This window comes from Thiomicrospira cyclica ALM1 (assembly GCF_000214825.1).
GTDB classification, from domain to species: Bacteria; Pseudomonadota; Gammaproteobacteria; order Thiomicrospirales; family Thiomicrospiraceae; genus Thiomicrospira; species Thiomicrospira cyclica.
In genome coordinates this window covers 958,261-983,017 of the sequence record NC_015581.1, presented here as the reverse complement: position 1 = coordinate 983,017, position 24,757 = coordinate 958,261, and the positions used below count along the sequence as shown (strand labels likewise).

Annotated in this window: 21 protein-coding genes; 17 read left to right on the top strand and 4 right to left on the bottom strand. The window is 44.9% G+C overall.

Features of this window, described 5'->3' with window-relative positions:
* The first annotated feature begins 70 nt into the window (after positions 1-70).
* The 4 genes from THICY_RS04300 to THICY_RS04285 all read left to right on the top strand — a co-directional run bounded on the left by THICY_RS04300 (position 71) and on the right by THICY_RS04285 (position 5,208).
* On the top strand, positions 71-1,993 hold the full coding sequence (locus tag THICY_RS04300; RefSeq protein WP_013835383.1) for a 5'-nucleotidase C-terminal domain-containing protein: 1,923 nt from the start codon (positions 71-73) through the stop codon (positions 1,991-1,993).
* 193 nt (positions 1,994-2,186) lie between these two features.
* Positions 2,187-3,680 carry a SulP family inorganic anion transporter gene (locus tag THICY_RS04295; protein WP_013835382.1) on the top strand — a complete coding sequence of 498 codons (1,494 nt, stop codon included), beginning with the start codon at positions 2,187-2,189 and terminating at the stop codon, positions 3,678-3,680.
* Positions 3,680-4,558 (top strand): universal stress protein, encoded by an 879-nt coding sequence (locus THICY_RS04290; protein ID WP_013835381.1) that lies wholly within the window; start codon positions 3,680-3,682, stop codon positions 4,556-4,558. The genes THICY_RS04295 and THICY_RS04290 overlap by 1 nt, the downstream gene beginning before the upstream one ends.
* A gap of 104 nt (positions 4,559-4,662) precedes the next feature.
* Positions 4,663-5,208: a hypothetical protein gene (locus THICY_RS04285; protein ID WP_013835380.1), complete on the top strand. Its 546-nt coding sequence runs from the start codon at positions 4,663-4,665 to the stop codon at positions 5,206-5,208.
* A gap of 27 nt (positions 5,209-5,235) precedes the next feature.
* Here THICY_RS04285 and THICY_RS04280 read toward each other — a convergent pair whose 3' ends face one another.
* On the bottom strand, positions 5,236-5,751 hold the full coding sequence (locus tag THICY_RS04280) for a DUF5610 domain-containing protein (protein ID WP_013835379.1): 516 nt from the start codon (positions 5,749-5,751) through the stop codon (positions 5,236-5,238).
* A 259-nt stretch (positions 5,752-6,010) separates the two neighbouring features.
* Here THICY_RS04280 and prfB point away from each other — a divergent pair.
* From prfB to THICY_RS04255, 5 genes are all read left to right on the top strand, one after another.
* A protein-coding gene (gene prfB / locus THICY_RS04275) for a peptide chain release factor 2 (RefSeq protein WP_013835378.1) occupies positions 6,011-7,106 on the top strand; the annotation gives its coding sequence in 2 pieces (ribosomal slippage) (positions 6,011-6,082 and positions 6,084-7,106; 1,095 coding nt in all).
* A 138-nt stretch (positions 7,107-7,244) separates the two neighbouring features.
* Positions 7,245-8,765 (top strand): lysine--tRNA ligase, encoded by a 1,521-nt coding sequence (gene lysS, locus THICY_RS04270; RefSeq protein WP_013835377.1) that lies wholly within the window; start codon positions 7,245-7,247, stop codon positions 8,763-8,765.
* An 87-nt stretch (positions 8,766-8,852) separates the two neighbouring features.
* Positions 8,853-11,174, top strand: a complete 2,322-nt coding sequence (locus THICY_RS04265; protein ID WP_013835376.1) for a Tex family protein — start codon at positions 8,853-8,855, stop codon at positions 11,172-11,174.
* 74 nt (positions 11,175-11,248) lie between these two features.
* Entirely contained in the window at positions 11,249-11,494 is a 246-nt protein-coding gene (locus THICY_RS04260) for a type II toxin-antitoxin system CcdA family antitoxin (protein ID WP_013835375.1), read from the top strand.
* A complete protein-coding gene (locus tag THICY_RS04255; RefSeq protein WP_013835374.1) occupies positions 11,494-11,808 on the top strand; it encodes a CcdB family protein in 315 nt (104 codons plus the stop codon). The genes THICY_RS04260 and THICY_RS04255 overlap by 1 nt, the downstream gene beginning before the upstream one ends.
* A 38-nt stretch (positions 11,809-11,846) precedes the next feature.
* On the opposite strand, the gene THICY_RS04250 is transcribed toward THICY_RS04255, so the two are convergent.
* The 3 genes from THICY_RS04250 to ubiG are packed head-to-tail and all read right to left on the bottom strand — an operon-like array spanning position 11,847 to position 13,975.
* The gene (locus THICY_RS04250; protein WP_013835373.1) at positions 11,847-12,578 is read right to left on the bottom strand and encodes an SDR family NAD(P)-dependent oxidoreductase; all 732 of its coding nucleotides are present in this window, start codon (positions 12,576-12,578) and stop codon (positions 11,847-11,849) included.
* Entirely contained in the window at positions 12,578-13,246 is a 669-nt protein-coding gene (locus tag THICY_RS04245) for an HAD family hydrolase (RefSeq protein WP_013835372.1), read from the bottom strand. The genes THICY_RS04250 and THICY_RS04245 overlap by 1 nt, the downstream gene beginning before the upstream one ends.
* 9 nt (positions 13,247-13,255) lie before the next feature.
* Positions 13,256-13,975 carry a bifunctional 2-polyprenyl-6-hydroxyphenol methylase/3-demethylubiquinol 3-O-methyltransferase UbiG gene (ubiG, locus tag THICY_RS04240; protein WP_013835371.1) on the bottom strand — a complete coding sequence of 240 codons (720 nt, stop codon included), beginning with the start codon at positions 13,973-13,975 and terminating at the stop codon, positions 13,256-13,258.
* A gap of 147 nt (positions 13,976-14,122) precedes the next feature.
* Between ubiG and gyrA the strand changes: the two genes are divergently transcribed.
* The 8 genes from gyrA (at position 14,123) to rpsA (ending at position 24,725) form a co-directional block, all read left to right on the top strand.
* Positions 14,123-16,759: a DNA gyrase subunit A gene (gene gyrA / locus THICY_RS04235; RefSeq protein WP_013835370.1), complete on the top strand. Its 2,637-nt coding sequence runs from the start codon at positions 14,123-14,125 to the stop codon at positions 16,757-16,759.
* 2 nt (positions 16,760-16,761) lie between these two features.
* A complete protein-coding gene (serC, locus tag THICY_RS04230) occupies positions 16,762-17,835 on the top strand; it encodes a 3-phosphoserine/phosphohydroxythreonine transaminase (protein WP_013835369.1) in 1,074 nt (357 codons plus the stop codon).
* Positions 17,836-17,845: 10 nt separating this feature from the next.
* Positions 17,846-18,940: a prephenate dehydratase gene (gene pheA / locus THICY_RS04225; RefSeq protein WP_013835368.1), complete on the top strand. Its 1,095-nt coding sequence runs from the start codon at positions 17,846-17,848 to the stop codon at positions 18,938-18,940.
* 18 nt (positions 18,941-18,958) lie between these two features.
* On the top strand, positions 18,959-20,050 hold the full coding sequence (gene hisC / locus THICY_RS04220; RefSeq protein ID WP_013835367.1) for a histidinol-phosphate transaminase: 1,092 nt from the start codon (positions 18,959-18,961) through the stop codon (positions 20,048-20,050).
* Positions 20,051-20,926 carry a prephenate dehydrogenase gene (locus tag THICY_RS04215; RefSeq protein ID WP_013835366.1) on the top strand — a complete coding sequence of 292 codons (876 nt, stop codon included), beginning with the start codon at positions 20,051-20,053 and terminating at the stop codon, positions 20,924-20,926.
* A 37-nt stretch (positions 20,927-20,963) separates the two neighbouring features.
* Positions 20,964-22,298 (top strand): 3-phosphoshikimate 1-carboxyvinyltransferase, encoded by a 1,335-nt coding sequence (gene aroA, locus THICY_RS04210; protein ID WP_013835365.1) that lies wholly within the window; start codon positions 20,964-20,966, stop codon positions 22,296-22,298.
* Positions 22,298-22,957, top strand: coding sequence for a (d)CMP kinase (gene cmk / locus THICY_RS04205; RefSeq protein WP_013835364.1), 660 nt, complete (start codon positions 22,298-22,300; stop codon positions 22,955-22,957). Before aroA ends, cmk begins: the two co-directional genes overlap by 1 nt.
* A gap of 109 nt (positions 22,958-23,066) precedes the next feature.
* Positions 23,067-24,725, top strand: coding sequence for a 30S ribosomal protein S1 (gene rpsA / locus THICY_RS04200; protein WP_013835363.1), 1,659 nt, complete (start codon positions 23,067-23,069; stop codon positions 24,723-24,725).
* The last annotated feature ends 32 nt before the right edge of the window (positions 24,726-24,757 follow it).

Genomic DNA, 24,757 nt, shown 5'->3' with positions numbered 1-24,757 from the left:
GTTAACTTAGTTGAACTTTTTGGGAAGCGCGTGCGCTTAATATTATAAATAATCAAAACGGAGAGACCTTATGTCTTTGAGTCGTCGTGAGTTTTTACATGTAATGGCTGTTGCAGCTGCTGCGGGCATGCTACCTGCTGGAGCACGTGCAATGGGTGGGAAGCCAAGTGGCGCTGATCTATCGATGTATGATATGCCAATGAAAGGCAATGTTCGTTTACTGCACACAACCGATACTCACGCGCAATTGAAACCGATCTTTTTCCGTGAACCGAACGTTAACTTGGGTGTAGGCCCAGCACATGGCCAGCGTCCACACATCGTCGGTAAGAAATTACTTGAAAGCCTTGCTGAGAGTGGCGTAAAAATTGAAGAAGGTTCAGCAGAAGCCTATGCATTTACTTACCTAGACTTTGATGAAGCCGCTAAGAAATACGGCAAAGTAGGTGGTTATGCGCACCTTAAAACTCTAATGGATATGTTGCGCAATCAAGCCGGTGGTCGTGAAAACACCTTGTTGATGGACGGTGGTGATACCTGGCACGGTTCAGCAACGGCACTATGGACCCGTGGTATGGACATGGTTGAAGCAACCAACATCATGGGTGTTGACGTAATGACCGGTCATTGGGAATTTACTTATCAGCAAGAAGAAGTATTACGTAACTTGCAAGCATTCAAAGGCGAATATCTTTCTCAAAACACTCGTCTTCGTGAAGATGCGCTATTTGGTGATGAATATTACGAAATGGCTGAAAAATATGGTCATGGCTTATACAACGAAGACGAATTGCGTCCATTTAAGCCTTACACCGTCAAAACTATTAACGGTAACCGCATCGCGGTAATTGGTCAAACCTTCCCACGTATGTCTAATGCGAACCCAATTGCTAACTTCCCAGATTGGTCATTTGGTTTACGTGAAGAAGAACTGCAAGAAACGGTTGAGCATATTCAAGCGAATGAAAACGTAGCTGCAATTGTGATGATTTCGCACAATGGTATGGACGTGGATATCAAGATGGCTGGTCGTGTTACCGGTATTGATGCTATTTTCGGTGGTCACACTCATGATGGTATGCCAGCTCCGACCAAAGTGCAGCGTCCAGATGGCGGCACCTGTTATGTTACTAACGGTGGTTCAAACGGTAAATTTGTCGGTGTTATGGATTTAGACATTCGTAACGGCAAGTTACAAGACGTTCATTACCGTTTATTACCGGTATTCGCGAATGTACTACCAGCTGATCCAGAGATGCAGCGCCACATTGATGCCGTTTATGCTACTGTTTATGATGATAATGTTATTGAAGCACGTCATTCTAACTTCAAGGTAAATCCAGATCGTCTTGGTAAAACTTACGGTGAGATTCTAAATGAAGAATTAGCGATTGCAGGTGAAACATTATACCGTCGTGGTAACTTCATGGGTACATGGGACCAAATCATTGTAAACGCATTGCGTGAAGAGCATGATGCACAGATCGCTATGTCAGCCGGTGTTCGATGGGGTACTTCAGTAATGGCGGGTGAAATGATCACCATGGAACGTGTCATGGATGAAACCTCATTAACCTATGGTGAAACTTACCGCACTGAACTAACCGGTGCGCAGTTGAAGGATATCTTCGAAGGTATTGCTGAAAACCTATTTGTTATCGATCCATACCTACAGTCAGGCGGTGACATGGTGCGTATTGGTGGTATGGATTACACCATCGACCCGAATGAAGCATTAGGCAACCGTATTTCTAACATGGTGTTAGATGATGGTACACCGATTGAAATGGACAAGAGCTATTCAGTTACTGGCTGGGCGCAAGTTGATCAAGTGGGTGATGGCCGTCTGGTTTGGGATATCGTTGCTGACTACTTACGTCGTGAAGCTAAGAAAAACAATGGTGTTGTCAACCTAGATAAAGTTAACCGTCCAACCTTGGTTGGTGTTAAAAATGATCCAGGTTTGGCTGATTATGCCGGCGAGTTAATCTAAGTCGAATTCTTTGATTTAGTCGATAAAAACCCAGCTTCGGCTGGGTTTTGTATTTCAATTTGAATCACCGGGTTGATTCTTCTATAATGCGTTTCCTATCCATTCTTTATTTCGTTGTTGCTAATAAAGTTCGCTGAATCTCGCTTGTGAATAAATCACTGAGCTGAGCAAAATTTTAACTATCGAGTCTATTATGTTGTTTTCACAAAAAAAGAAAGACTGGTTTGGTAATGTCCGTGGTGATATTCTGGCCGGTATCGTTGTAGCTTTAGCGCTGATCCCCGAGGCGATTGCCTTTTCAATAATTGCGGGAGTTGACCCAAAAGTAGGGCTCTATGCCTCTTTCACTATTGCCGTAGTTATCGCCATTGTCGGTGGTCGCCCAGGTATGATCTCAGCTGCTACCGCGGCAACCGCTTTGTTGATGATTCATCTCGTCAAAGATCATGGCTTAGAATATTTACTGGCGGCTGGGATATTAGCAGGCCTGCTGCAGATACTGGCGGGTTATCTCCGCATGGACCGCTTTATTAGCTTTATTTCTCGTTCGGTAATGACCGGGTTTTTAAATGCGTTGGCCATCTTAATTTTTATGTCGCAGCTGCCCGAGCTTACCAATGTGACTTGGCATGTCTATGCATTAACGGCATTAGGTTTGGTCATTGTGTACTTGTTCCCTTATATTCCGCGTGTAGGTCAGATGGTACCATCGCCTTTAATTGTCATTATTGTTTTGACAGCGATTGTATTTGCAATGGGAATCGATGTTCGAACGATTGGTGATATGGGAGATTTGCCAGATAGTATTCCAGTCTTTTTGATTCCTAATGTGCCGTTTAATTTTGAAACCTTATGGATTATTTTGCCTTATTCGGTGGCGATTGCGATAGTTGGCTTGTTGGAATCGTTAATGACCGCACAGGTTTTAGATGAAATGACCGATACGGATTCCGATAAAGCACGTGAATGTAAAGGTCAAGGTGTTGCCAATATTGCCTCTAGCTTTACTGGCGGTATGGCGGGCTGTGCGATGATTGGTCAGTCGGTCATTAATATTAAATCGGGAGGGCGAGGGCGTTTATCAACCTTTACCGCCGGTGTTGTGTTATTAATCATGGTCGTTTTTGTCGCCGATTATTTGTCCTTGGTGCCAATGGCTGCGTTAGTCGCGATCATGATTATGGTGTCTATTGGTACCTTTAGTTGGGTTTCAATTCCTGAAATGCGCACCAACCCCTGGTCGGCTACAGTGGTGATGCTAACTACCGTTATTATTACGTTATGGACCCACAATCTTGCCTTTGGTGTCATTGCAGGTGTGATTTTAGCGGCACTCTTTATGGCTTATCGTATGACCCAGTTTATGAGCGTTGCTAGTGATTTTGATAGTGACACTAATACTCGCACCTATTATGTCATTGGTGATGTATTTTTTAACTCAACTGATAAGTTCATTAGCTATTTTGATTTTAAGGAAGCCGTTGATAAGGTTATTATTGACGTTAAGAACGCGCATTTTTGGGATATTAGTGCCACCTATGCATTGGATAAAGTGGTGATTAAGCTGCGTCGAGAAGGGGCGGATGTTGAGGTGATCGGTTTAAACGAGGCTAGCCAAAGTTTGGTTAATCGTTATGCGGTTCACCAGGATCCAAAAAAATCTGCAAAACTAATGGGAGATCACTAATGGACGCCTTAAAAACAAAATGGGTTATGGCCTGCGTTGATGGCTCACCTTTAACCGACACTGTCGTCGATTATGCCGCTTGGATTGCCGAAACAGTCGGTTCACCATTGGAACTAATGCATACGATTGAACCTACAATGCTGTTGGATAATGTAAACTTTTCCGCACGCCAAACCCCGAATATGCGTGAAGCCACGATGCAAAACTTGTCGGAGCAAGAGCGAGCTGAGAACAAGCGTCAGATTACTCTGGGCAAGGATTTGTTAGAGGCACAAAAAAACCGTTTGGTAGGCAAGGTATTACCAGATATTCTGCTAAAACAACGACACGGTGATTTAGCCACAGCCTTAACCGATATTGAGGATAGTATCCGCGTATTAGTGATTGGCCTGCGTGGTCAGGGGCATCAAGACTCTGATCACCAAGACGGTGCCGTTATCGGTGAACAACTAGAAGCTACCATTAAAGCATTGCACAAGCCCATTTTTATAGTAAACGGCGATTTTGTTATTCCTAAACAAGTAATGCTGGCTTATAACGATACGGCGGCGGCACGTAAAGCCTTAGCGTTTATATGTGAAAGTCCGCTCTATGCTGATATGACAATTCATCTTGTGCATGTTAACGATAAACCCCATATAGGTCAGCCTATCTTGGATGCGGCCGCGGTGTCTTTACAGCGTGCTGGGCGAACTTATCAAACAACCTTGTTATCAGGCGATGCGCAAACCGCTCTGTTGACCTATCAACAAACTCACAATATTGAACTTATTGTGATGGGCGCATTAACTCACGGGGCTCTGCACCAATTATTTTTTGGTAGCATGGCATTAAAAATTTTGCAGCATACAAAAACATCGGTGCTTTTAATCCGCTAATAATTTGAGGTGTCAGTATCTACATTATTAAACATTTAGTAAAATTTAAGATTGTTCAGAGTATTTATGACTCACTGGTAGGCGGTTTTTTCCTGATTTTAGCATTGTATTATGTAACAAATCCTAATATTGCAGACGAAAACAATCTATACGAGAACATTCAACTAGCCTTTCTTATTATTGCTTGGTTTTTGAGTTTGATAGGTTTAATCAAGGCTAAAAGCTTTGAGTACAGGTATTTATTGGTTGGTTTTTTCCTTTTGACCTTTGCATTTTTATTGCGAGAGATGGACTTCAGAGACACCCAAATTACTGGTATTCTTTATTATCTAACAACTCCTGATGGCGCTTTATATACAACGTTAATCGTTTTTTTTCCCTATATAATATATAGCTTTTATCGTATTTCATCTATATTTCCTGTTGTAGTAGCGTTTTTACAAACTTATAACTTCTATAGATTTACCTTAGCAGCTATATTGTTGATTATTGCTGGTATCTTTGATCGTGGCTGGATTACATCCGTGCATAGTTTATTTTTAGAAGAGTTTCTTGAGACCATCGCTTGGTATGTTTATTTGATCGCAATGTATTACATGTTACCTCATAAAAACTTTATGCAATACTCAGTATTTTATAAGGCAAATTGAAATTAGAAGACTTGAATGACTATTAAGTTATTCAGTCCGCATTTTATCAAGCTGCTGCGCTCTAAAGTCTTGCAAACCCTGCTGCACCAACTTATAAGTTTTTTCCGCATTATCTTTAATGCCAGCATCAAAAACGCCAAAACCAGTTAAGATGTCTCTGGCTTGTTGAAAGCCTTGTTCAATACCACCACCAATATCCTTTATAAAACGGTCGAGGGCTGCCTCATCATCCAATTTAGGATTAGTCGTTCTAAAAGCTTCAAACATGGCGGTGGTGCCTTGTACAATTCGTCCAGCGGTATTTTCCGGAGACCAATAGTCCTTGCAACCTTGTTCAGCCAGCTTTTCGGCACTAATCGCATCAGGTCCTAAATCTGCTTCAAGGGCTTGGTTAATTTGATCAATCGCCTCTTGAAATAGAATTTTTAACGCGTTCTGATCAACTTTGCTTTTATCGCCAAACAAGTGTTGAACAATGCTTACTTGTGCTTGAATACGCGCGTTTTCTTTTGAGGCTTGTTGCTCCATATCGCCAACATTCATAACCAGGCCTGGTGCTTGACCAGCGGATTTTTCTTGTGCTTGATTTAAGCTTTTTTTGCTGGACTGTTGGCGCTAGCACTGGAATTATTTTGTGCTAAGCTGGGAAGAGCTTTTGAAACGGGATTAATACTGGTCATTTTTCTATCCTCAGCAATGAATTTGGTCTCTAAGGATTACGGTCATTCCGGTTGAATCCTTAGGACAAAATAGCAGAAAAGTGCTATCATTCGCGCTTTAAAAATAGTTATAAAGTTAAGCTATGGAACTGAATCCGCTATACAACCGCATTCAAGATTACACCGACCGCAGTCAAGTGCTTAGGGGGTATCTTTGACTATGAAACCAAGTCAGAACGCCTGGTAGAAGTGAGTCGCGAACTCGAAGATCCCAAAATTTGGGATAACCCAGGGCGTGCCCAATCCTTGGGTAAAGAAAAAGTTCAGCTAGACAATATTGTTGGCACTTTAGATGATCTCATCGGTGGTTTGGACGCTTGTAAAGAGTTGCTTGAAATGGCTCAAATGGATCAAGATGAAGCCATGGTTGGCGAGGTTGAAAACGAGCTTGCTGATTTACAGCAAAAACTCGATGAATTAGAGTTTCAGCGTATGTTCTCCGGTGAAATGGATGCCAATAACTGTTATTTGGAAATCCAGTCAGGTTCAGGTGGTACCGAAGCGCAAGATTGGGCGAGTATGTTGTTACGCATGTATTTGCGCTGGATTGAGTCAAAAGGCTTTAAGGCAGAGGTGTTAGAAGTGTCTGACGGTGAAGTGGCCGGCATTAAAGGCGCGACCATTCATGTGGTGGGTGACTATGCCTATGGCTGGATGCGTACCGAAACCGGTGTTCATCGTTTGGTGCGGAAATCCCCGTTTGACTCGGGCAATCGGCGTCATACCTCGTTTGCATCGGTGTTTATTTCACCAGAAGTGGACGATAACGTAGAGATCGATATTAACCCGGCTGACCTGCGCATTGATGTTTACCGCGCCAGTGGCGCGGGTGGTCAGCACGTTAACAAAACCGAATCTGCAGTGCGTATTACCCATTTGCCAACCAATACCGTGGTGCAATGTCAAAATGGCCGCTCGCAACATCAGAATAAAGACGAAGCTTTCAAACAATTGCGTGCCAAGCTGTATGAATTGGAAATGCAAAAACGCAATAGTGAAAAACAGACGCTGGAAGACTCGAAGTCGGATATCGGTTGGGGCAGTCAAATTCGCTCTTATGTACTCGATTCTGGACGGATTAAAGATCTGCGCACCAGCGTTGAAACCGGCAATACCACGGCCGTACTGGATGGCGATTTAGATCAGTTTATTGAAGCCAGCTTAAAGGCCGGTTTGTAGTTAAATAGGTAACTAGAGCGATACGAGGTCAGACTTGTGCTTCCATTTTGTACTTTCGCCTTACTCAAGGCGAAAGCACCAAAGATTGAATATCATCGTATCCCTGTAGTGAACAACAGACAAAATTAGGAATGGAACATGTCAGAACAGCAATCAACATCTTCAAACACGCCTGAGCTAGACGAAAACAAAATCATTGCCGAGCGCCGCGCCAAATTAGACGGCTTGCGTCAAGCAGGGCAGGCTTATCCGAATACCTTCCGTCGTGATGTGTTAGCACAGGATTTACAAAGCACCTACGGCGATAAAACCAAAGATGAGTTAGCCGCCATGGAGCCGGTGCGTGTAAAGGTTGCCGGCCGCATGATGTTGCGTCGCATTATGGGTAAAGCCAGCTTTGCCACCTTGCAAGATATGAGCGGTCGTATTCAAGCCTATGTTACTCGTGATGAATTGCCGGAAGGTTTTTACAACGAGCAATTTAAAAGATGGGATTTGGGCGACATCGTTGGAGTGAGTGGGTATTTGTTTAAAACCAATACTGATGAATTATCGATTCACGTTGAATCGATTGAGCTGATAACCAAGGCTTTGCGCCCACTACCGGATAAGTTCCATGGTTTGCAAGATCAAGAAGTCCGTTATCGCCAGCGTTACCTAGACTTGATTATGTCTGAGCAAAGCCGCAGAACCTTTGAAACCCGCTCAAAAGTGATTCATGCGATGCGTGAATTTTTTGTGCGTAAAGGCTTTATGGAAGTCGAAACCCCAATGATGCAGGTGATTCCGGGCGGCGCATCGGCGAAGCCCTTTGTGACCCACCACAATGCGTTGGATATGCCGCTGTATTTGCGTATTGCGCCAGAGCTTTACCTTAAGCGTTTGTTGGTCGGTGGCTTTGAAAAGGTGTTTGAGATTAACCGTAATTTCCGCAATGAAGGCTTGTCCACCCGCCATAACCCGGAGTTCACCATGGTCGAGTTTTATGAGGCCTATGCCGACTACATCGATATGATGGATTACACCGAAGAGATGTTTAAAGAATTGGCTCAGATGGTACTGGGTTCTGGCCAGGTTCCTTATCAAGGTCAAGTATTTCACTTTGATAAGCCGTTTGCCCGAATCACCATGAAAGATTCGATTGCCCTGTATAACGAAGGTGTGAAGGTTGAAGACCTTGATGACATCGAATATTGCATTTCGTTAGCGGAAAAACTAAAAATCGACATCAGGCCTGGTTATGGCTTAGGCAAAATTCAAACCGAGATTTTCGAAGAAACCGTTGAACATCGTTTAATGGACCCGACCTTTATCACCGAGTATCCAGCGGAAGTATCACCGCTTGCACGTCGTAATGACGCGAATCCGTTTGTTACCGACCGTTTTGAATTGTTTATCGGTGGGCGTGAACTGGCCAATGGGTTCTCTGAATTAAACGATGCCGAAGACCAAGCCGAGCGTTTTATGGATCAAGTTCGCGCTAAGGATGCCGGCGATGATGAAGCCATGCATTACGATGCCGACTTTATCACTGCATTAGAGCACGGTATGCCACCGGCGGCCGGACAGGGCATCGGTATCGACCGGCTGGTGATGCTGTTCACCGACGCGGCGAGCATCAAGGATGTTTTATTATTTCCGCATATGCGTCCGGCTTAATAGTCGCATTACGCTGAACAGAAACGACGCAGATTGCGTTAACTTAAAACCCCGTTTTTACGGGGTTTTTGTTATCAAAGGACACCTATGGACCATTTAAATTTTGCGCAAATTATTGCCGAGGAATTAAAGGTAAAACCCAATCAAGTGGCGGCAGCGATTGCCTTACTCAGCGAGGGCGCAACGGTGCCGTTTATCGCGCGCTATCGTAAAGAAGTCACCCAAGGCTTGGACGATAATCAGTTACGTCAGCTCGAAATTCGTTTGGGGTATTTAACCAGTCTGCATGAGCGTAAACAAACCATTCTCAAAAGCTTGGCGGCGCAACAAAAACTCACCCCGGAACTGCAAAGTGCGGTGGAAAACACCTTTAGTAAAACCGAGTTGGAAGACATTTATCGCCCTTACAAACTCACCCGCAACTCGAAAGCCTTAAAAGCCAAAGAAGCGGGGCTTGACCCGCTGGCGCAGGCATTATTGGCCAATCCGCAACTTGATCCGCTAAACGAAGCGCAGGCCTATATTAACCCTGAGAAGGGCATCGAAACCGCTGAAGCGGCATTAAGCGGTGCGCAGGACATCTTAACGGAACAGTTGTCGCAGGCACCAGGCCTGGTAGCCGAGTTACGCGAAACCCTATGGCGTGAAGGTGTGGTCACCAGCCAGTTAGTCAGCGGAGCGGTGGACGAAGGCGAAAAATTTAAAGATTATTACGACTATCTTGAGCCGGTTCATAAAATCCCATCGCACCGTGCGCTGGCGTTATTTCGTGGTGAGCAAGCCGGGGTTTTGCGCCTTAAATTGGATTTGCCTGATGTTGAGTCTTCGGCATCGCATCCGTTTTTAGCCAGAATTCAGCAATTCCATCAGTTGCAGTTTGAACGTTTGCCCAGCCAGATCTTTTTTAGTCAAATTATTCACCAGGCCTGGCGATTAAAATTGGCGAAGTCATTGGAAAACGAATTGTTTAGCCGCTTGCGTGATCAAGCCGAACAGGTCGCGATTGAGGTCTTTGCACAGAACTTAAAAGACTTGTTACTTGCCGCACCGGCGGGTGCTAAAGTCACGCTGGCACTGGATCCGGGTTATCGCACCGGGGTGAAATTAGCGCTGGTGGATCAAACCGGTAAGTTTCTCCATCAAGCGGTGATCTATCCGCACGCACCACAAAACCAATGGGATCAAAGTAAACAGCAGTTGGCTAAGTTGATTAAAGACTATGGGGTTGAATTGGTGAGCATTGGTAATGGCACGGCGTCACGCGAAACCGAGCAGCTGGTGTCGGAAACCTTAAAAGACTTTAAATTAAGCCAGACCCAAAAAGTGGTGGTATCGGAGGCGGGAGCGTCGGTCTATTCGGCATCCGAGATCGCGCAGCAGGAATTCCCTGAGTTGGATGTGACGATTCGTGGTGCGATTTCGATTGGTCGACGCTTGCAAGACCCATTGGCGGAGTTGGTGAAAATCGATCCGAAAGCGATTGGCGTCGGGCAGTATCAGCATGATGTCAATCAAGCTGCGTTGGCGCAATCCTTGCAAACCACGGTTGAGGATTGTGTCAACTCGGTCGGGGTGGATTTAAATACCGCTTCCAGTGCCTTGTTGAGTTATGTGTCCGGTTTATCATCGACTTTGGCCAAAAATATTGTGGCTTGGCGCGATCATAACGGTTCGTTTCGTAATCGTAAGCAACTGAAAACAGTGCCGCGATTGGGGCCGAAAGCCTTTGAACAATGTGCCGGGTTTTTACGCATTCGACAGGGTGAGCATCCGCTGGATCAATCGGCGGTGCATCCGGAATCCTATGCGATTGTTGAACAAATGGCGCAGCGTTTAGGGGTAAAAGTCGGTGATTTGATTGGTCAAAGCGCGTTGATTAAACAAATTAAGATTCAGGATTTTGTCACTGATAATATTGGCTTGCCGACGTTACGTGATATTTTAGTTGAACTGGAAAAACCGGGGCGTGATCCTCGGCCGACTTTTCAAACCGCACAATTTAATGACGCGATTACTGAAATAAACGACTTAACACCAGGCCTGGTGTTGGAAGGTGTGGTCACCAATGTGACGCATTTTGGCGCTTTTGTAGATGTCGGGGTGCATCAAGACGGGCTGGTGCATATTTCGCATCTGTCGAACACCTTTGTCAGCGATCCACGTGAGGTGGTGAAAGCGGGGCAGATAGTGAAGGTGACCGTATTAGAGGTTGATGCCGCCCGTAAGCGCATTAGTTTGTCGATGAAGACTAGTCCGGTGGTCAATCAAACGGCTAGTTCTCCGGGTCTGGTGGCGCAAGCTGCATCGGCGAAAAAAACATATCAACAACACGCCAAGTCACCTGCAACAACACCCAATAACAGCTTCGGTACCTTAGCGGATAAATTCGCACAATTAAAACGCAAGTAGGCTAGCTTACTGAAGTAGAATCTGTTAATTTAGCTAGTGCGCATATTTTATGCGCATTAGTATGTGAGGTTTGTATGTCTTATTTATTTGACGAAACAGCGGTAAAAAAACCAACGAATGTGAGTTTAAATGCTGATTTGTTAGCCAAGGCACGCGCTGAAAATATCAATATTTCTGCAACCTTGGAACAAGCTTTGTTAGAGAAGTTGAAACAAAAAGCACGCGATAATTGGTTAAATCAAAATCGTTCTGCTATCAATGCGATGAATGACTTTACCGATAAACACGGCTTATTCTCCGACGAGCATAGGGTGTTGTGATGGGGCAATTCATTCTTTATAAAAATGAAAACCAAACTTCAAACATTGTTTATCCTTTTTTTATCGATATCCAGCATGAGTTATTGGCTGATTTGAATACGCGAGTTGTTATTCCATTATCGCCACTTGAGTTGGTTAATAAATGTTTAGAGCGACTCACGCCTGTTATTCAGCTTAATCAAACCGATTATGTATTGATGACTCACTTGTTAACTTCGGTTTCAAAAAAGCAATTAAGTGAGTCTGTCATTTCAGTTGAAAGCTATCGAGATGTTATCTTGTCAGCTGTCGATATGTTGGTTGCAGGGATTTAAATCTCACAGCATAATTGCGAAATCGATAATATTCATGGTTAAAGCACCTCGATATCGGCATGCTGCGCCTGCTTTGAGCAGCTCAAGATAATTCGTTCCGCAGCCGATTCAACCGTTTCATTTTGGCAGGGCGGTTCACCAGGAAATAGTTTGCTACGGAAATGACCGGCTAGTGGCGGTAGGCGAGCGATGATGCCTTGAATACGGTCGTTTTCTTTGGCGGTCATTTTCACCAATTGCTCTAAACCGGCTTTTGCGACGGCATAGGCACCATAGTAAGCTTGCGGCTGGCTAATCGCTTGATCAGAAATCGCCACCAACCACGCCTGGTTAGCCGGATTATTAGGCTGATTAACGGCTTGTAACTTAGGCAAACAAGTTTGAATGAGATGGAAGTTGGCATTTAAATTGGTTTGCAGCACTTCATACCACTGTAGCGGGTCAAAGTGTTCAATAGGGGTCAGTGCAGGAAGAATGCCGGCATTCAAAAACACGCCATCCAGTGAGGCAAATGATGTTAAGCCTTGTTGTAACTGTTCAAACTCTGCCTGAGCCGAACCGGCGAGATCCATTGGAAATAAATACACATTGTTCCAACCAGCCGTATCTAATTCATCATAGAGCGCGTTTAAGGCTTTTAGGTCCTTATCAATTAGGATTAACTGATGCTGTTCGTTGTGCAAGTGTTGCGCGAGTGCGCGACCTAAGCCATGCGCGGCACCGGTAATTAAAAATGTCTTCATAGTTTCTGAATGTTGTTGTAAATCCATTACTTAACCCGTTCTGTTAAAAATTTTGTTATGTCGTAAGGAGTGCGAAAAATATGATCGGCTTGCGCCAAGTTGGTCATTTTTTCTGCCGACATATAGCCAAACAAGACCGCACCGGTTTGCATGCCGGCATTCATACCTGCTTCAATATCTCGAGGATGGTCACCAAGATACAAGCAACGCTTGGGATCGACACCACATTCTTGCGCTGCCAACCACATAGGCTCCGGATGGGGTTTGCGCACCGCTAAGGTATCGCCACAAATCACGGTTTTGGGTGGCGTAGGAAATTCGAAAAAACTCAACAGGTGTTCGGTTAAACCTTGCGGTTTGTTGGTGACAATGCCCCAGGGCATATTATGCTTGGTAAGGTGTACCAGGCCTGCTAACAAGCCAGGAAAAATATGGGTATGTAAATTAATGTGCTGTTTGTAGAGCGCAAGAAACGCTTGTCGTTGTTGCTCAAATTTCGCTGGGTTATCAGGGCTAAAGGCGAGGGCTGTCACTGCCGCACCGCCCTGAGATACGGTATTGCGTACCACATCATAACTTGGCGGAGTCAATTGATGTTGCTCGCAGAGCAGATTTAAGGCATAACTAAAGTCATACGAGGTATCTAACAACGTACCATCGAGGTCAAATAACACACAATCAAAAGGTTTACTCATTCGTTAGCTCTAGGATGCTGGGTTAAGAGGCTTTTGAAAAGCCATTAGATAGTTAATACTTAAATCATCATTAAGACGATAGCGTTTTAAAATAGGATTAAATTCCATTCCTGCGGTTTTTTGCATCACCAGGCCTGCTTCACGACCCATTTGCGTTAACTCACTGGGCTTAATAAACTTATCATGGTGATGTGTGCCGCGTGGTACAAGATTTAACACGTACTCGGCAGTAATGACGGCTAAAAGCAAGGACTTGTTGGAGCGATTAAGCGTGGAACAAAATACCCAGCCGCCTGGTTTAACAGCTTGTGCACAGGCATGAAGAATAGCTTGTGGGTCGGGGACGTGTTCGAGCATTTCCATGCAGGTGACCATATCGTACTGTGCTGAATTGCTTTGGGCATGTTTTGCAACATCGTCTAATACATAATGGACGTTGACACCCGTATCTAGTGCATGAAGCCGCGCAATTTGCAATAGGTCGGCCGCTAGGTCTAGTCCAGTGACTTCTGCCCCGGCTTGCGCCATGGCTTCAGAGAGGATGCCGCCACCGCAACCGACATCTAAAACCTGTTTAGCCATTAAGGTCTGATGCTGTTGAATAAAATCCATCCGCAAGGGATTGAGCTTATGTAAGGCGTTAAACTGGCCATTTGGGTCCCACCATTGATGGGCTTGTTGATTAAAATGATTAATTTCTTGCTCATCAACATTCACTGAATGTGGCATATTCGCATCCTTCAAAGCGTTAAGCGAGCAGATAGTTTAGCGAAACTCAGCTAACTTGTCTTTTTTTCTGGCTCTAGAGCTGGGGATATTGTGAAGAAATAGGTTATAATTCATATTTATGTCAAACTAAATCAAAATGGATGCGGCATGTCGGAATTTGCACGTGAAATACATCCCATTTCCTTAGTAGAGGAAATGCAACAATCCTATTTAAGTTATGCCATGAGTGTCATCATTGGCCGAGCGTTACCCGATGTTCGTGATGGGCTTAAGCCTGTGCATCGGCGCGTGCTATTTGCCATGAATGAGTTGCACAACGATTACAATAAACCTTATAAAAAATCGGCGCGTGTGGTTGGTGATGTGATTGGTAAGTATCACCCACATGGTGATACCGCGGTTTACGACACTATTGTTCGTATGGCTCAGCCTTTTTCATTGCGTTATATGTTGGTCGATGGCCAAGGTAACTTTGGTTCGATTGATGGCGATAACCCTGCGGCTATGCGCTATACCGAAGTACGTATGGCGAAAATTGCTCATGAGTTGTTAGCAGATCTTGATAAAGAAACCGTTGATTTTACGCCTAACTATGATGGTTCAGAATCGGAACCCAACGTACTGCCAAGCCGTATTCCTAATTTATTGGTTAATGGTTCAGCTGGTATTGCGGTGGGGATGGCAACCAATATACCTCCTCATAACCTTACCGAAACGATTAATGCTTGTATTGCTTTTATTGATAACCCAGATATTGATATTGCCGGTTTGGTTGAGCATTTACCAGGGCCTGATTTTCCAACCCATGGCATTATTAATGGTACGCGCGGTATTCGCGAAGCTTATGAAACAGGGCGCGGTCGTGTCCAGATTCGCGCAAGAACCTTGATTGAAACCGATAAGTCCGGCAAACAAGCCATTATTGTTAATGAAATCCCGTACCAGGTTAACAAAGCGAAGCTGATTGAACGCATTGCAGAGTTAATCAAAGAAAAGAAAATTGAAGGGATTACGGCGCTGCGTGATGAGTCAGACAAAGATGGTATGCGCATTGTTATTGAACTTCGTCGTGGTGAAAATGCCGATGTAATGATTAACAACCTTTATAAATTAACGTCTATGCAAACCGTGTTTGGTATCAACATGGTGGCGTTAATCAATGGTCAGCCTAAGCTATTAAATTTACAAGAAATTATTCAAGCCTTTGTGCGTCATCGTCGTGAAGTTGTCACCAGACGGACGATTTTTGAACTGCGTAAAGCCCGTGAAAAAGCGCATTTATTAGAAGGTTTGGCGGTCGCGCTGAGCAATATTGATGAAATGATTGAGTTGATTAAATCATCAGCTACATCTCAGATTGCTAAGGAAGGCATGTTAGCTCGTGATTGGCCAGCAGGTCATGTGTTACAACTCTTAGAACGTGTTGATCCGAAAGACACCCGACCTGAGGATTTGGACGCCGGTTTTGGGATGGTGTCGGATGATACCTATCGTTTGTCTGCGGTTCAGGCTCAAGCGATTTTGGATATGCGTCTTAATCGTTTAACAGGATTAGAGCAGGACAAAATTCTTGAAGAATACAAAGCATTGATTGCGAAAATTTTTGAATTCTTGGAGATTTTACGCAATCCGGATCGTTTAACCGAAGTGGTACGTGAAGAACTAATCGCGGTGAAAGACGAATATGGCGATACCCGTCGTACCGAGATTGACCATGCTTACCTAGATCTTGATGAAGAAGATTTAATCGCTGTTGAAGAACGTATCGTGACACTTTCACAAGATGGTTACATCAAAACCCAGCCATTGAGTGATTATCGTGCTCAAAAACGCGGTGGTCGCGGCAAGTCAGCTACTGCGATGAAAGAAGAGGATGAGGTTGGTCAAATTTTGGTTGCCAGCACCCACGATATGTTGTTGTGCTTCTCTAATCGTGGCAAGCTCTATTGGAAAAAAACCTGGCAGTTACCATTGGCGGGGCGGGGTGCGCGTGGTAAGCCGATCGTAAATGTCTTCCCATTGGATGAAGGTGAGAGTATTTCATCTATTTTGCCGGTTAGTGAGTTTGACGAACAACATTCTGTATTTATGGCGACTAAACATGCCATCGTTAAACGGGTCAAATTAATCGATTTTTCTCGTCCACGCGCAAATGGCATCATTGCCCTTGATTTGCTAGATGGTGATGAACTCGTTGGCACAGCCTTAACCAATGGTGAACAGGATGTGATGTTGTTTGCCGATGGTGGTAAAGCTATTCGTTTTAATGAAAATGATGTCCGGGTGATGGGGCGTCAAGCACGTGGTGTGCGCGGTATGAAACTGGCTGAAGGTCAGTCTGTGATGTCGATGCAAATTGCCCAAGCAAATACCCTGATTTTGACTGCGACAGAACATGGTTTTGGTAAGTGTACGCCTGTTGAAGATTACTCAACCATTAATCGCGGTGGTCAGGGGGTTATTTCAATTAAAACTAGTGAACGTAATGGTAAGGTTGTTTCGGCCGTGTCCGTTACAACTGATCAGGAAGTGGTCTTAATCACCAACAAAGGCACGCTAGTAAGAACGCGTGTGGCGGAAATTTCGGTCGTAGGTCGTAACACCCAAGGTGTAAAGCTAATTAATGTTGGCAAAGATGAATGGGTGGTTGGTATTGCGGTCGTAAATATGTCTGATGACGAAGACGATATCGAGCTTGAAGACGTAACTCTCAGTGACGAAGGTAACCCAGATGAAGCCGTTGCCAATATCGAAGAATCCACGCAACAACAGGAAAATGATTAATAATGACGCGTACCTTTAATTTTAGTGCGGGTCCGGCAATGTTGCCAGAACCTGTGATGCAGCAAGCGCAATCGGAATTTCTCGATTGGCATGGCACTGGTATGTCGGTGATGGAAATGAGTCATCGCTCACAAGATTATATGGCAATGGCACACCACGCTGAACAAACATTGCGTGAAATTATGGCTATCCCCGATAACTATAAAGTGTTGTTTGTTCACGGTGGCGCTTCAATGCAGTTTAGTGCCATTCCATTAAACCTAGCCGATACCGGTGATGTAGTTGATTATTTTAATACGGGTGTGTGGTCGGCTAAGGCGATTAAAGAAGCCAGCCGCTACGCGCAGGTTAACGTGGTGTGTGATAATCACGCCATGATTCCAGATGAAAGTGAATGGAAGTTTTCGGCCAATGCCAAGTATATTCACTATACGACCAATGAAACTATTGGTGGTGTAGAGTTTTTAAATCAGCCTAATGTGCCTGAAGGCATTCCATTGATAGCTGATATGTCTTCGACCATTCTCTCTCGGCCGATTGATGTTTCGCAGTTTGGAATGATCTATGCCGGTGCGCAAAAAAACATCGGACCAGCCGGTCTGGCAATTGTAATTGTTCGTGACGATTTAGTAGGCTCTGCGCGGGATATTACGCCAACCCTGCTTAATTGGCAAACCTATGCCGAAAATGACTCGATGTTTAATACGCCGTCTACCTATTCTTGGTATTTAGCTGGTCTGGTGTTTGACTGGATTAAAGAGCAAGGTGGCGTTGCCGCCATGGCTGAACACAATCAAACCAAAGCTCACCGCCTTTATCAAGCGATTGATTCGATTGATTTTTACACTAACCCTGTGCCCAAGTCTCAGCGTTCTTGGATGAATGTCCCTTTTACATTGCAAGATGCGTCTCTAGATAGCACTTTCTTAAAAGAATCTAAAGATGCAGGCCTGCTTAATTTGAAAGGCCATAAGCTTGTTGGTGGCATGCGCGCCAGTATTTATAATGCGATGCCACAAGAAGGCGTTGATGCGCTGATTGATTTTATGCGTGATTTTGCAAATCGATACGCTTAAGGGGGAAAGGGTGTCAACGGAAGCCGAGCAACTTCAGCAAATTCGTCAGCAAATCGATGCGATTGATGAGCATATCCAGGCCTTAATTACCCAGCGTGCTTTGTGTGCCAACCAGGTCGCCGATATCAAAACCCAAGGTGGTCGAGTTGAGGCGGTTTTTTATCGTCCTGAACGCGAAGCCCAAGTATTACGAGCCGTGAAAGCCCGCAACACCAGTGTCCTATCTGATGATGATATGGCACGCTTATTTCGTGAAATCATGTCAGTGTGTTTAGCTTTAGAACAGCCTTTACGGGTTGCTTATTTGGGACCAGAAGGTAGTTATACTCATGCCGCTGTACTGAAGCAGTTTGGAAGTTTTGCGCAACCTGTACCTGTATCAACCATTGAAGATGTATTTAAGGTGGTTGATACCCAGCAGGTTGATTACGGTGTAGTTCCATTAGAAAACTCAACGGAAGGCGCAGTAACCACCACTCAAGACTGCTTAATATGTACGCAGGCAACCGTGACCGGCGAGGTGGAATTACCGATTCATCATTGTTTATTGGGGCAATCTAAAAACTTGCAAGGCATAACCAAGGTTCTTGCCCATCCTCAGGCGTTAGGACAGTGCCGCACTTGGTTGCGTAATAACTTGCCTGGTGTGAAGTTGGAAGCAGTTGACTCTAATGCCTTAGCGGCTCAAATGGCACAAGAGCAAGCTGATGTGGCAGCTATCGCATCTGAGCAAGCGGCGTCACTCTACCAGCTACATATTCTAAAGTCGCATATCGAAGACGCGCAAAATAACACCACCAAATTTTGGGTCATAGGCCGTCACGCGCCGACCCCTAGTGGTGAGGACAAAACCGCGATGATTTTATCTTTAGCCAATGAGGCAGGGGCCTTGTTGCGAATCTTAGAAAGTTTTGCGAAACGCAACATCAGTATGACCCGCATCGTATCGCGTCCAGCCAGTGATCAAAAGTGGGATTACATGTTTTACATAGATATTACCGGTCATCAACAAGATCCAGCTGTTGCTGAGGCCTTAGCGGAAGTACAAGCGAATGCGCGATTTTTCAAACTGTTGGGTTCTTACCCAGTGTCGCCTCTTAACTAATTTCAGGAGTTTTAGAAGATGGCTATTGTTGACCAAGCCTTACCGCATATCGCGAAAATTAGCCCCTATATTCCTGGTAAGCCGGTTTCTGAATTACAGCGTGAGCTCGGCTTATCTCGTGTAACCAAGCTGGCTTCTAATGAGAATCCGCTTGGAGTCAGTGCCAAGGTCGAGCAGGCTGCAAAACTGGCTTTAAAAACACTTGGACGCTATCCCGATGGCAATGCCTTCTATCTTCGTGCAGCGATTGCCGAGTTTACGTGTCGGACAATGCCTGAAGTGATGGTAGGGAATGGCTCTAATGAACTGCTGGAGTTTGTGGGTCGGGTTTTTGCAGGCCCAGGCGATGAGGTTATATTTTCGCAGTATGCCTTTGCGGTTTATGCCATTACGGCACAAATTATTGGCGCAACGCCCATTCAAGTAACGGCTAAAGCCTATGGTCATGACTTAGATGCCATGGCGGCGGCGATCACCTCAAAAACCAAGCTGATTTATTTAGCCAATCCCAATAATCCAACCGGTAGTTTTTTCAGTGCAGACGCGTTAACCGCCTTCATGCAAAAAGTCCCTGCTAATGTCGTTGTTGTTTACGATGAAGCCTATTTGGAGTATGTGGAGCGTGATGATGCGCCATCAGGCTTAGCGCTATTAGATCAATATCCAAATGTTATTGTCACCCGTACTTTTTCTAAAGCCTATGGTTTGGCGGCATTACGAGTCGGTTATTTGTTAGCGCATCCAGATATTGTGAACTTGTTGAATCGCATCCGTGCGCCATTTAATGTCAATGAGTTATCCCAGGTTTGTGCCGTGGCTGCTCTAGCCGATCAGGACTTTGTAGCGGCATCAGTTGCTTTGAATAAACAAGAACGTAGCAAAGTGATAACGGCACTTACACATATGGGTTATACACCTTTGCCTTCAGAGGGTAACTTTGTGTGTGTCAATATGGGGCCTGAGGCTGCTAGCATTAATCAACAGTTATTACAGCTTGGGGTGATCGTTCGTCCAGTCGCTAATTATGGTATGGCAGATTTCTTACGTATCTCTATCGGTACCGAAGCTGAAAATCAGCACCTTATTACGGCATTAGCGCAGGTGAAGTAATTGCAAACCCTTCAACGTTTAACAGTCATTGGTGTCGGATTAATTGGTAGCTCTTTTGCACTAAAGCTTAAACAGCTCGGTTTGGTTGATGAGGTGGTAGGCTGTGGTCGAAATCGCGTCAATTTAATCCGTGCCATTGAATTAGGTGTAATTGATCGCGCAGAGTCGGACCCAACTTTGGCAGTGGCTGACGCTGATTTAGTACTTTTGGCCGTGCCGTTAGGTAGCATCGCACCTATATATAGGCGTATTCAACCCTACTTGAGCCGTAATGCGATAGTTACGGATGTAGGTAGTGCGAAAGCGAGTGTTATTTCCGAGATAGCAGGCTTGCTGGGTGAATGTCCTGCTAATTTCGTACCCGGTCATCCTATTGCTGGTCGGGAGCGAAGTGGGGTAGAAGCGGCCGACAGTGAGTTGTATCAACAGCACCGAGTTATTTTGACTCCACTGACCCATACCAACACAGAGGCTATAACCCGGGTCAGTCAATTATGGCAAGCCGTAGGCGCGCAGGTTTCTATGATGACGGCCAGTTATCATGATGAAGTATTTGCGGCAACCAGTCACCTCCCGCATCTGTTGGCATTTGCTTTAGTCGATATGCTCAATGAACATCCTGAATTAGGCAATGTATTTCAATATACCGCAGGTGGTTTTCGTGACTTTACTCGAATTGCGTCAAGTGATGCTGCTATGTGGCGTGACATTGCCATACAAAATCATAGTGCCATTCTAAAATGGCTTGAGGCCTATCAGGCCGAACTCGATAAGTTAGCTGAGTTACTAAATAAGCAAGATGCGACCGAGTTACATCAATTATTCACGGCAGCAAAAACGGCGCGTGATGCACATATCGTTAATCGCGCACCATAAAATTCTCAATTTTATTTTAAAAGTATAGATTAAGACTATGAAAAATATACGTTTTATTGTTCAGCCAGGCGGAAAGTTAAGCGGTCGTATTCGTGTACCCGGTGATAAATCAATCTCTCACCGTAGTATTATGCTCGGCTCGCTTGCCGAAGGTGTTACAGAAGTCACCGGCTTCCTTGAGGGTGAGGATGCATTGGCGACTTTAAAAGCCTTTCAGTCGATGGGTGTGAGCATCAGCGGTCCAAACCAGGGTAAAGTGATTATTCAAGGGGTTGGAATGAAAGGCCTAAAGCAACCCAAAGAGGCTTTAAATATGGGTAATTCCGGCACGTCCATGCGCTTATTAAGTGGTATTGTGGCTGGCCAAGATTTTACTTGTACCCTAACGGGTGATGCTTCACTCAGTAAGCGCCCAATGAAGCGGGTGATTGACCCTTTGACTCAAATGGGCGCTCAAATTACCAGTCAAGATAAAGGTTTACCGCCATTAACTATTGAAGGATCTTCACAGCTAAAGGCGATTGACTATAACTTACCTATGGCAAGCGCGCAGGTGAAATCTTGTGTATTGCTGGCCGGTCTTTATGCCGAAGGTGAGACGCGCGTGGTTGAACCAGCGCCGACTCGTGATCATACCGAGCGTATGCTGCGTGGTTTTGGCTATGAGGTGACCAGTCGAAAATTGGATGATCTGGCCACAGAAGCTCGTATTACCGGTGGCGGTAAGCTAACAGCAACCCAGATTGATGTGCCATCCGATATTTCATCCGCAGCCTTCTTTATGGTTGCGGCATCCATTGCACCCGGATCAGACCTGGTTATTGAACACGTGGGTATTAACCCTACGCGCACCGGCATTATTGATATTTTAAAATTAATGGGTGCCGATATTCTGCTTGAAAATGAACGTGAAGTAGGTGGCGAACCCGTTGCTGATATTCATGTTCGCGCTGCGCAGTTAGAGGGTGTTGTAATCCCTGAGCATTTAGTACCTTTGGCGATTGATGAATTTCCAGTACTATTTGTGGCCGCATCAGCCGCGCAAGGGCAAACGGTGCTTACGGGTGCTGAAGAACTGCGTGTGAAGGAATCGGATCGTATTCAAGTGATGGCTGATGCCTTACAAGCCGTTGGGATTGATGCGCAACCCACACCTGATGGCATGATTATCACTGGAGGCGAACAGCAGGCACAATCAGCGGCCATCATTAGTCATCATGATCACCGTATCTCTATGGCCATGACGGTTGCTGGTCTGCGAGCGGTGGCACCCATTGCAATTGATGACTGTGCGAATGTGAATACGTCATTTCCAGGTTTTGTGAGTCTGGCTCAATCCGTTGGCTTGATGGTGACGGCAGAGGAGGCTTAGTGTTGAAAATTATTACCGTGGATGGTCCGAGTGGGGTTGGCAAAGGAACACTTTGTGAGCGTTTATGTCAGATGACCGGTTTTCATTTTTTAGATAGCGGTGCCATTTATCGCAGTCTGGCCTATGGTGTCATTCTCGAAAAGCTGTCACTGGATCATGAGGCCGATTTGGTTGCATTGGCGGCAAGCCTGCCAGTGCAGTTTCAAACCGGAAAGATTTATTATACGCAGGATGATATTACCCAGCAGATTAGAAATGAAGAAGTCGCGGCTATGGCCTCGCAAGTCGCAGCTATTCCGTCGGTTAGAGCGGCGTTATTACAACGCCAGAAAGACTTTGCTCAGCCACCAGGCCTGGTAGCGGATGGTCGCGATATGGGTACGGTTGTTTTTCCACAGGCAGATTTAAAACTATTCTTAACCGCATCGGCACAAATTCGTGCAGAAAGGCGTGTTAATCAGTTGAAAAATCAAGGTCTTACTGCTAACATAGATCAGATAATTTCAGACATCGAGGCTAGAGATGAGCGTGATCGCAACCGTAGTGTCGCACCGCTTATCCCTGCAGATGATGCCTTTGTGATTGATACTACGTCGTTAAATATCGAACAAGTGGTTGAAAAATCAACAGAAATTATGCAACAACGCGCAATACTTTAATCTGATTGATGTTTGGGGAATCAATCTAGACTAACTGACCCGACTAAACAAATTTGTCCCCAATTGATTGTTTAATCGGCTATGTAAATTAAATTTTGGTAATCCACTAATGAGCGAAACTTTTGCACAATTATTTGAAGAATCCCTTCAACTTGACCGCTTCCAATCGGGTGCGTTAATCATCGGCACCGTTGTTGGCATCGATAAAGAAACCGTTATGGTTGATGCTGGCATGAAATCTGAATCGGCTATTCCTAGAAAACAGTTTGAAGATGCCCAAGGTAACCTAGAAGTTGCTGTTGGCGACGAGGTTGAGGTTTGTCTTGAATCTCTGGAAGATGGTTTTGGTGAAACGCGTCTATCGCGCGAAAAAGCGAAACGCGCTAAAACCTGGGATCGTTTGGAAGCGGCTGTTGAGAAGAATGAAACGGTTGTTGGCCTTGTTACTGGTAAGGTAAAAGGCGGCTTGACCGTTGATGTTGAAGGTGTTCGTGGTTTCTTACCAGGTTCATTAGTGGATACACGTCCTATTCGTGATTTCGGCTTCCTTGAAGGTAAAGAAGTTGAAATGAAGCTTGTTAAAATTGATCGCAAGCGTAACAACGTGGTTGTGTCACGTCGTGCGGTTATCGAACAAGAAAGCAGTGCCGAGCGTGAAGCGCTTCTTGCGAATATGGAAGAAGGTTCAGTCCTTAAAGGTATCGTTAAGAACCTTACCGACTACGGTGCGTTCATTGACTTGGGCGGTGTAGATGGTCTATTGCACATTACTGACATGGCATGGCGTCGTGTTAATCACCCATCTGAAATCGTTCAGGTTGGTGATGAAATCGAAGTTAAAGTGCTTAAGTTTGACAAAGAGCGTAACCGTGTGTCACTAGGCTTGAAGCAAATGGAAGAGGACCCTTGGTCAGATATGGTAGCTCGTTACCCAATCGGTTCTGAAACTGGCGGTAAAGTGGCTAATATTACGGACTACGGTGCGTTCATTGAAATCGAAGACGGCATTGAAGGTCTGGTTCACACATCCGAACTGGATTGGACTAACCGCAACATTCACCCATCAAAAGTGGTTCACTTGGGTCAAGAAGTGCGCGTGAAAATTCTTGATGTTGATCAAGATCGTCGTCGTATTTCATTAAGTATCAAACAGTGTACTGTTAATCCATGGGAAGGTTTTGCTGCAACCCATAACAAGGGTGACAAAATCTCTGGTAACATCAAGTCAATCACTGACTTCGGTATCTTTATCGGCCTAGATGGTGGTATTGATGGTTTGGTTCATTTAACTGACATTTCTTGGGCGCAAAATGGTGAAGAAGCCATCCGTGATTTCAAGAAAGGCGATGAGTTAGAAACTATTATTCTATCTATCGACCCAGAAAGAGAGCGTATTTCATTAGGTCTTAAGCAATTAGAGCAAGATCCTTTCTCTCAGTATGTTGCAACCAATGGCAAAAACAGTATCGTAACCGGTACAGTAAAATCTGTTGACGAAAAGGGTGCTGTTATCGATTTAGCCGACGAAGTTGAAGGTTACCTTCGCGCGTCTGAGCTTAACGAAGATACCCGTGATGCATCAAGCGTGTTGAAAGTAGGTGACGAAGTGGAAGCTAAAATCACTAATATTGACCGCAAGAGCCGCAGTCTTTCGTTATCGGTAAAAGCTAAAGATGCCCAAGAAGAAGCTGATGCGATTAAGGGGTATACCTCTAGTCAAGATACAGCATCTAATACCTTAGGTGACTTATTGAAGGGTCAGTTATAATTCTGACGCTGTTCGCTAACAAACCAGCTCAT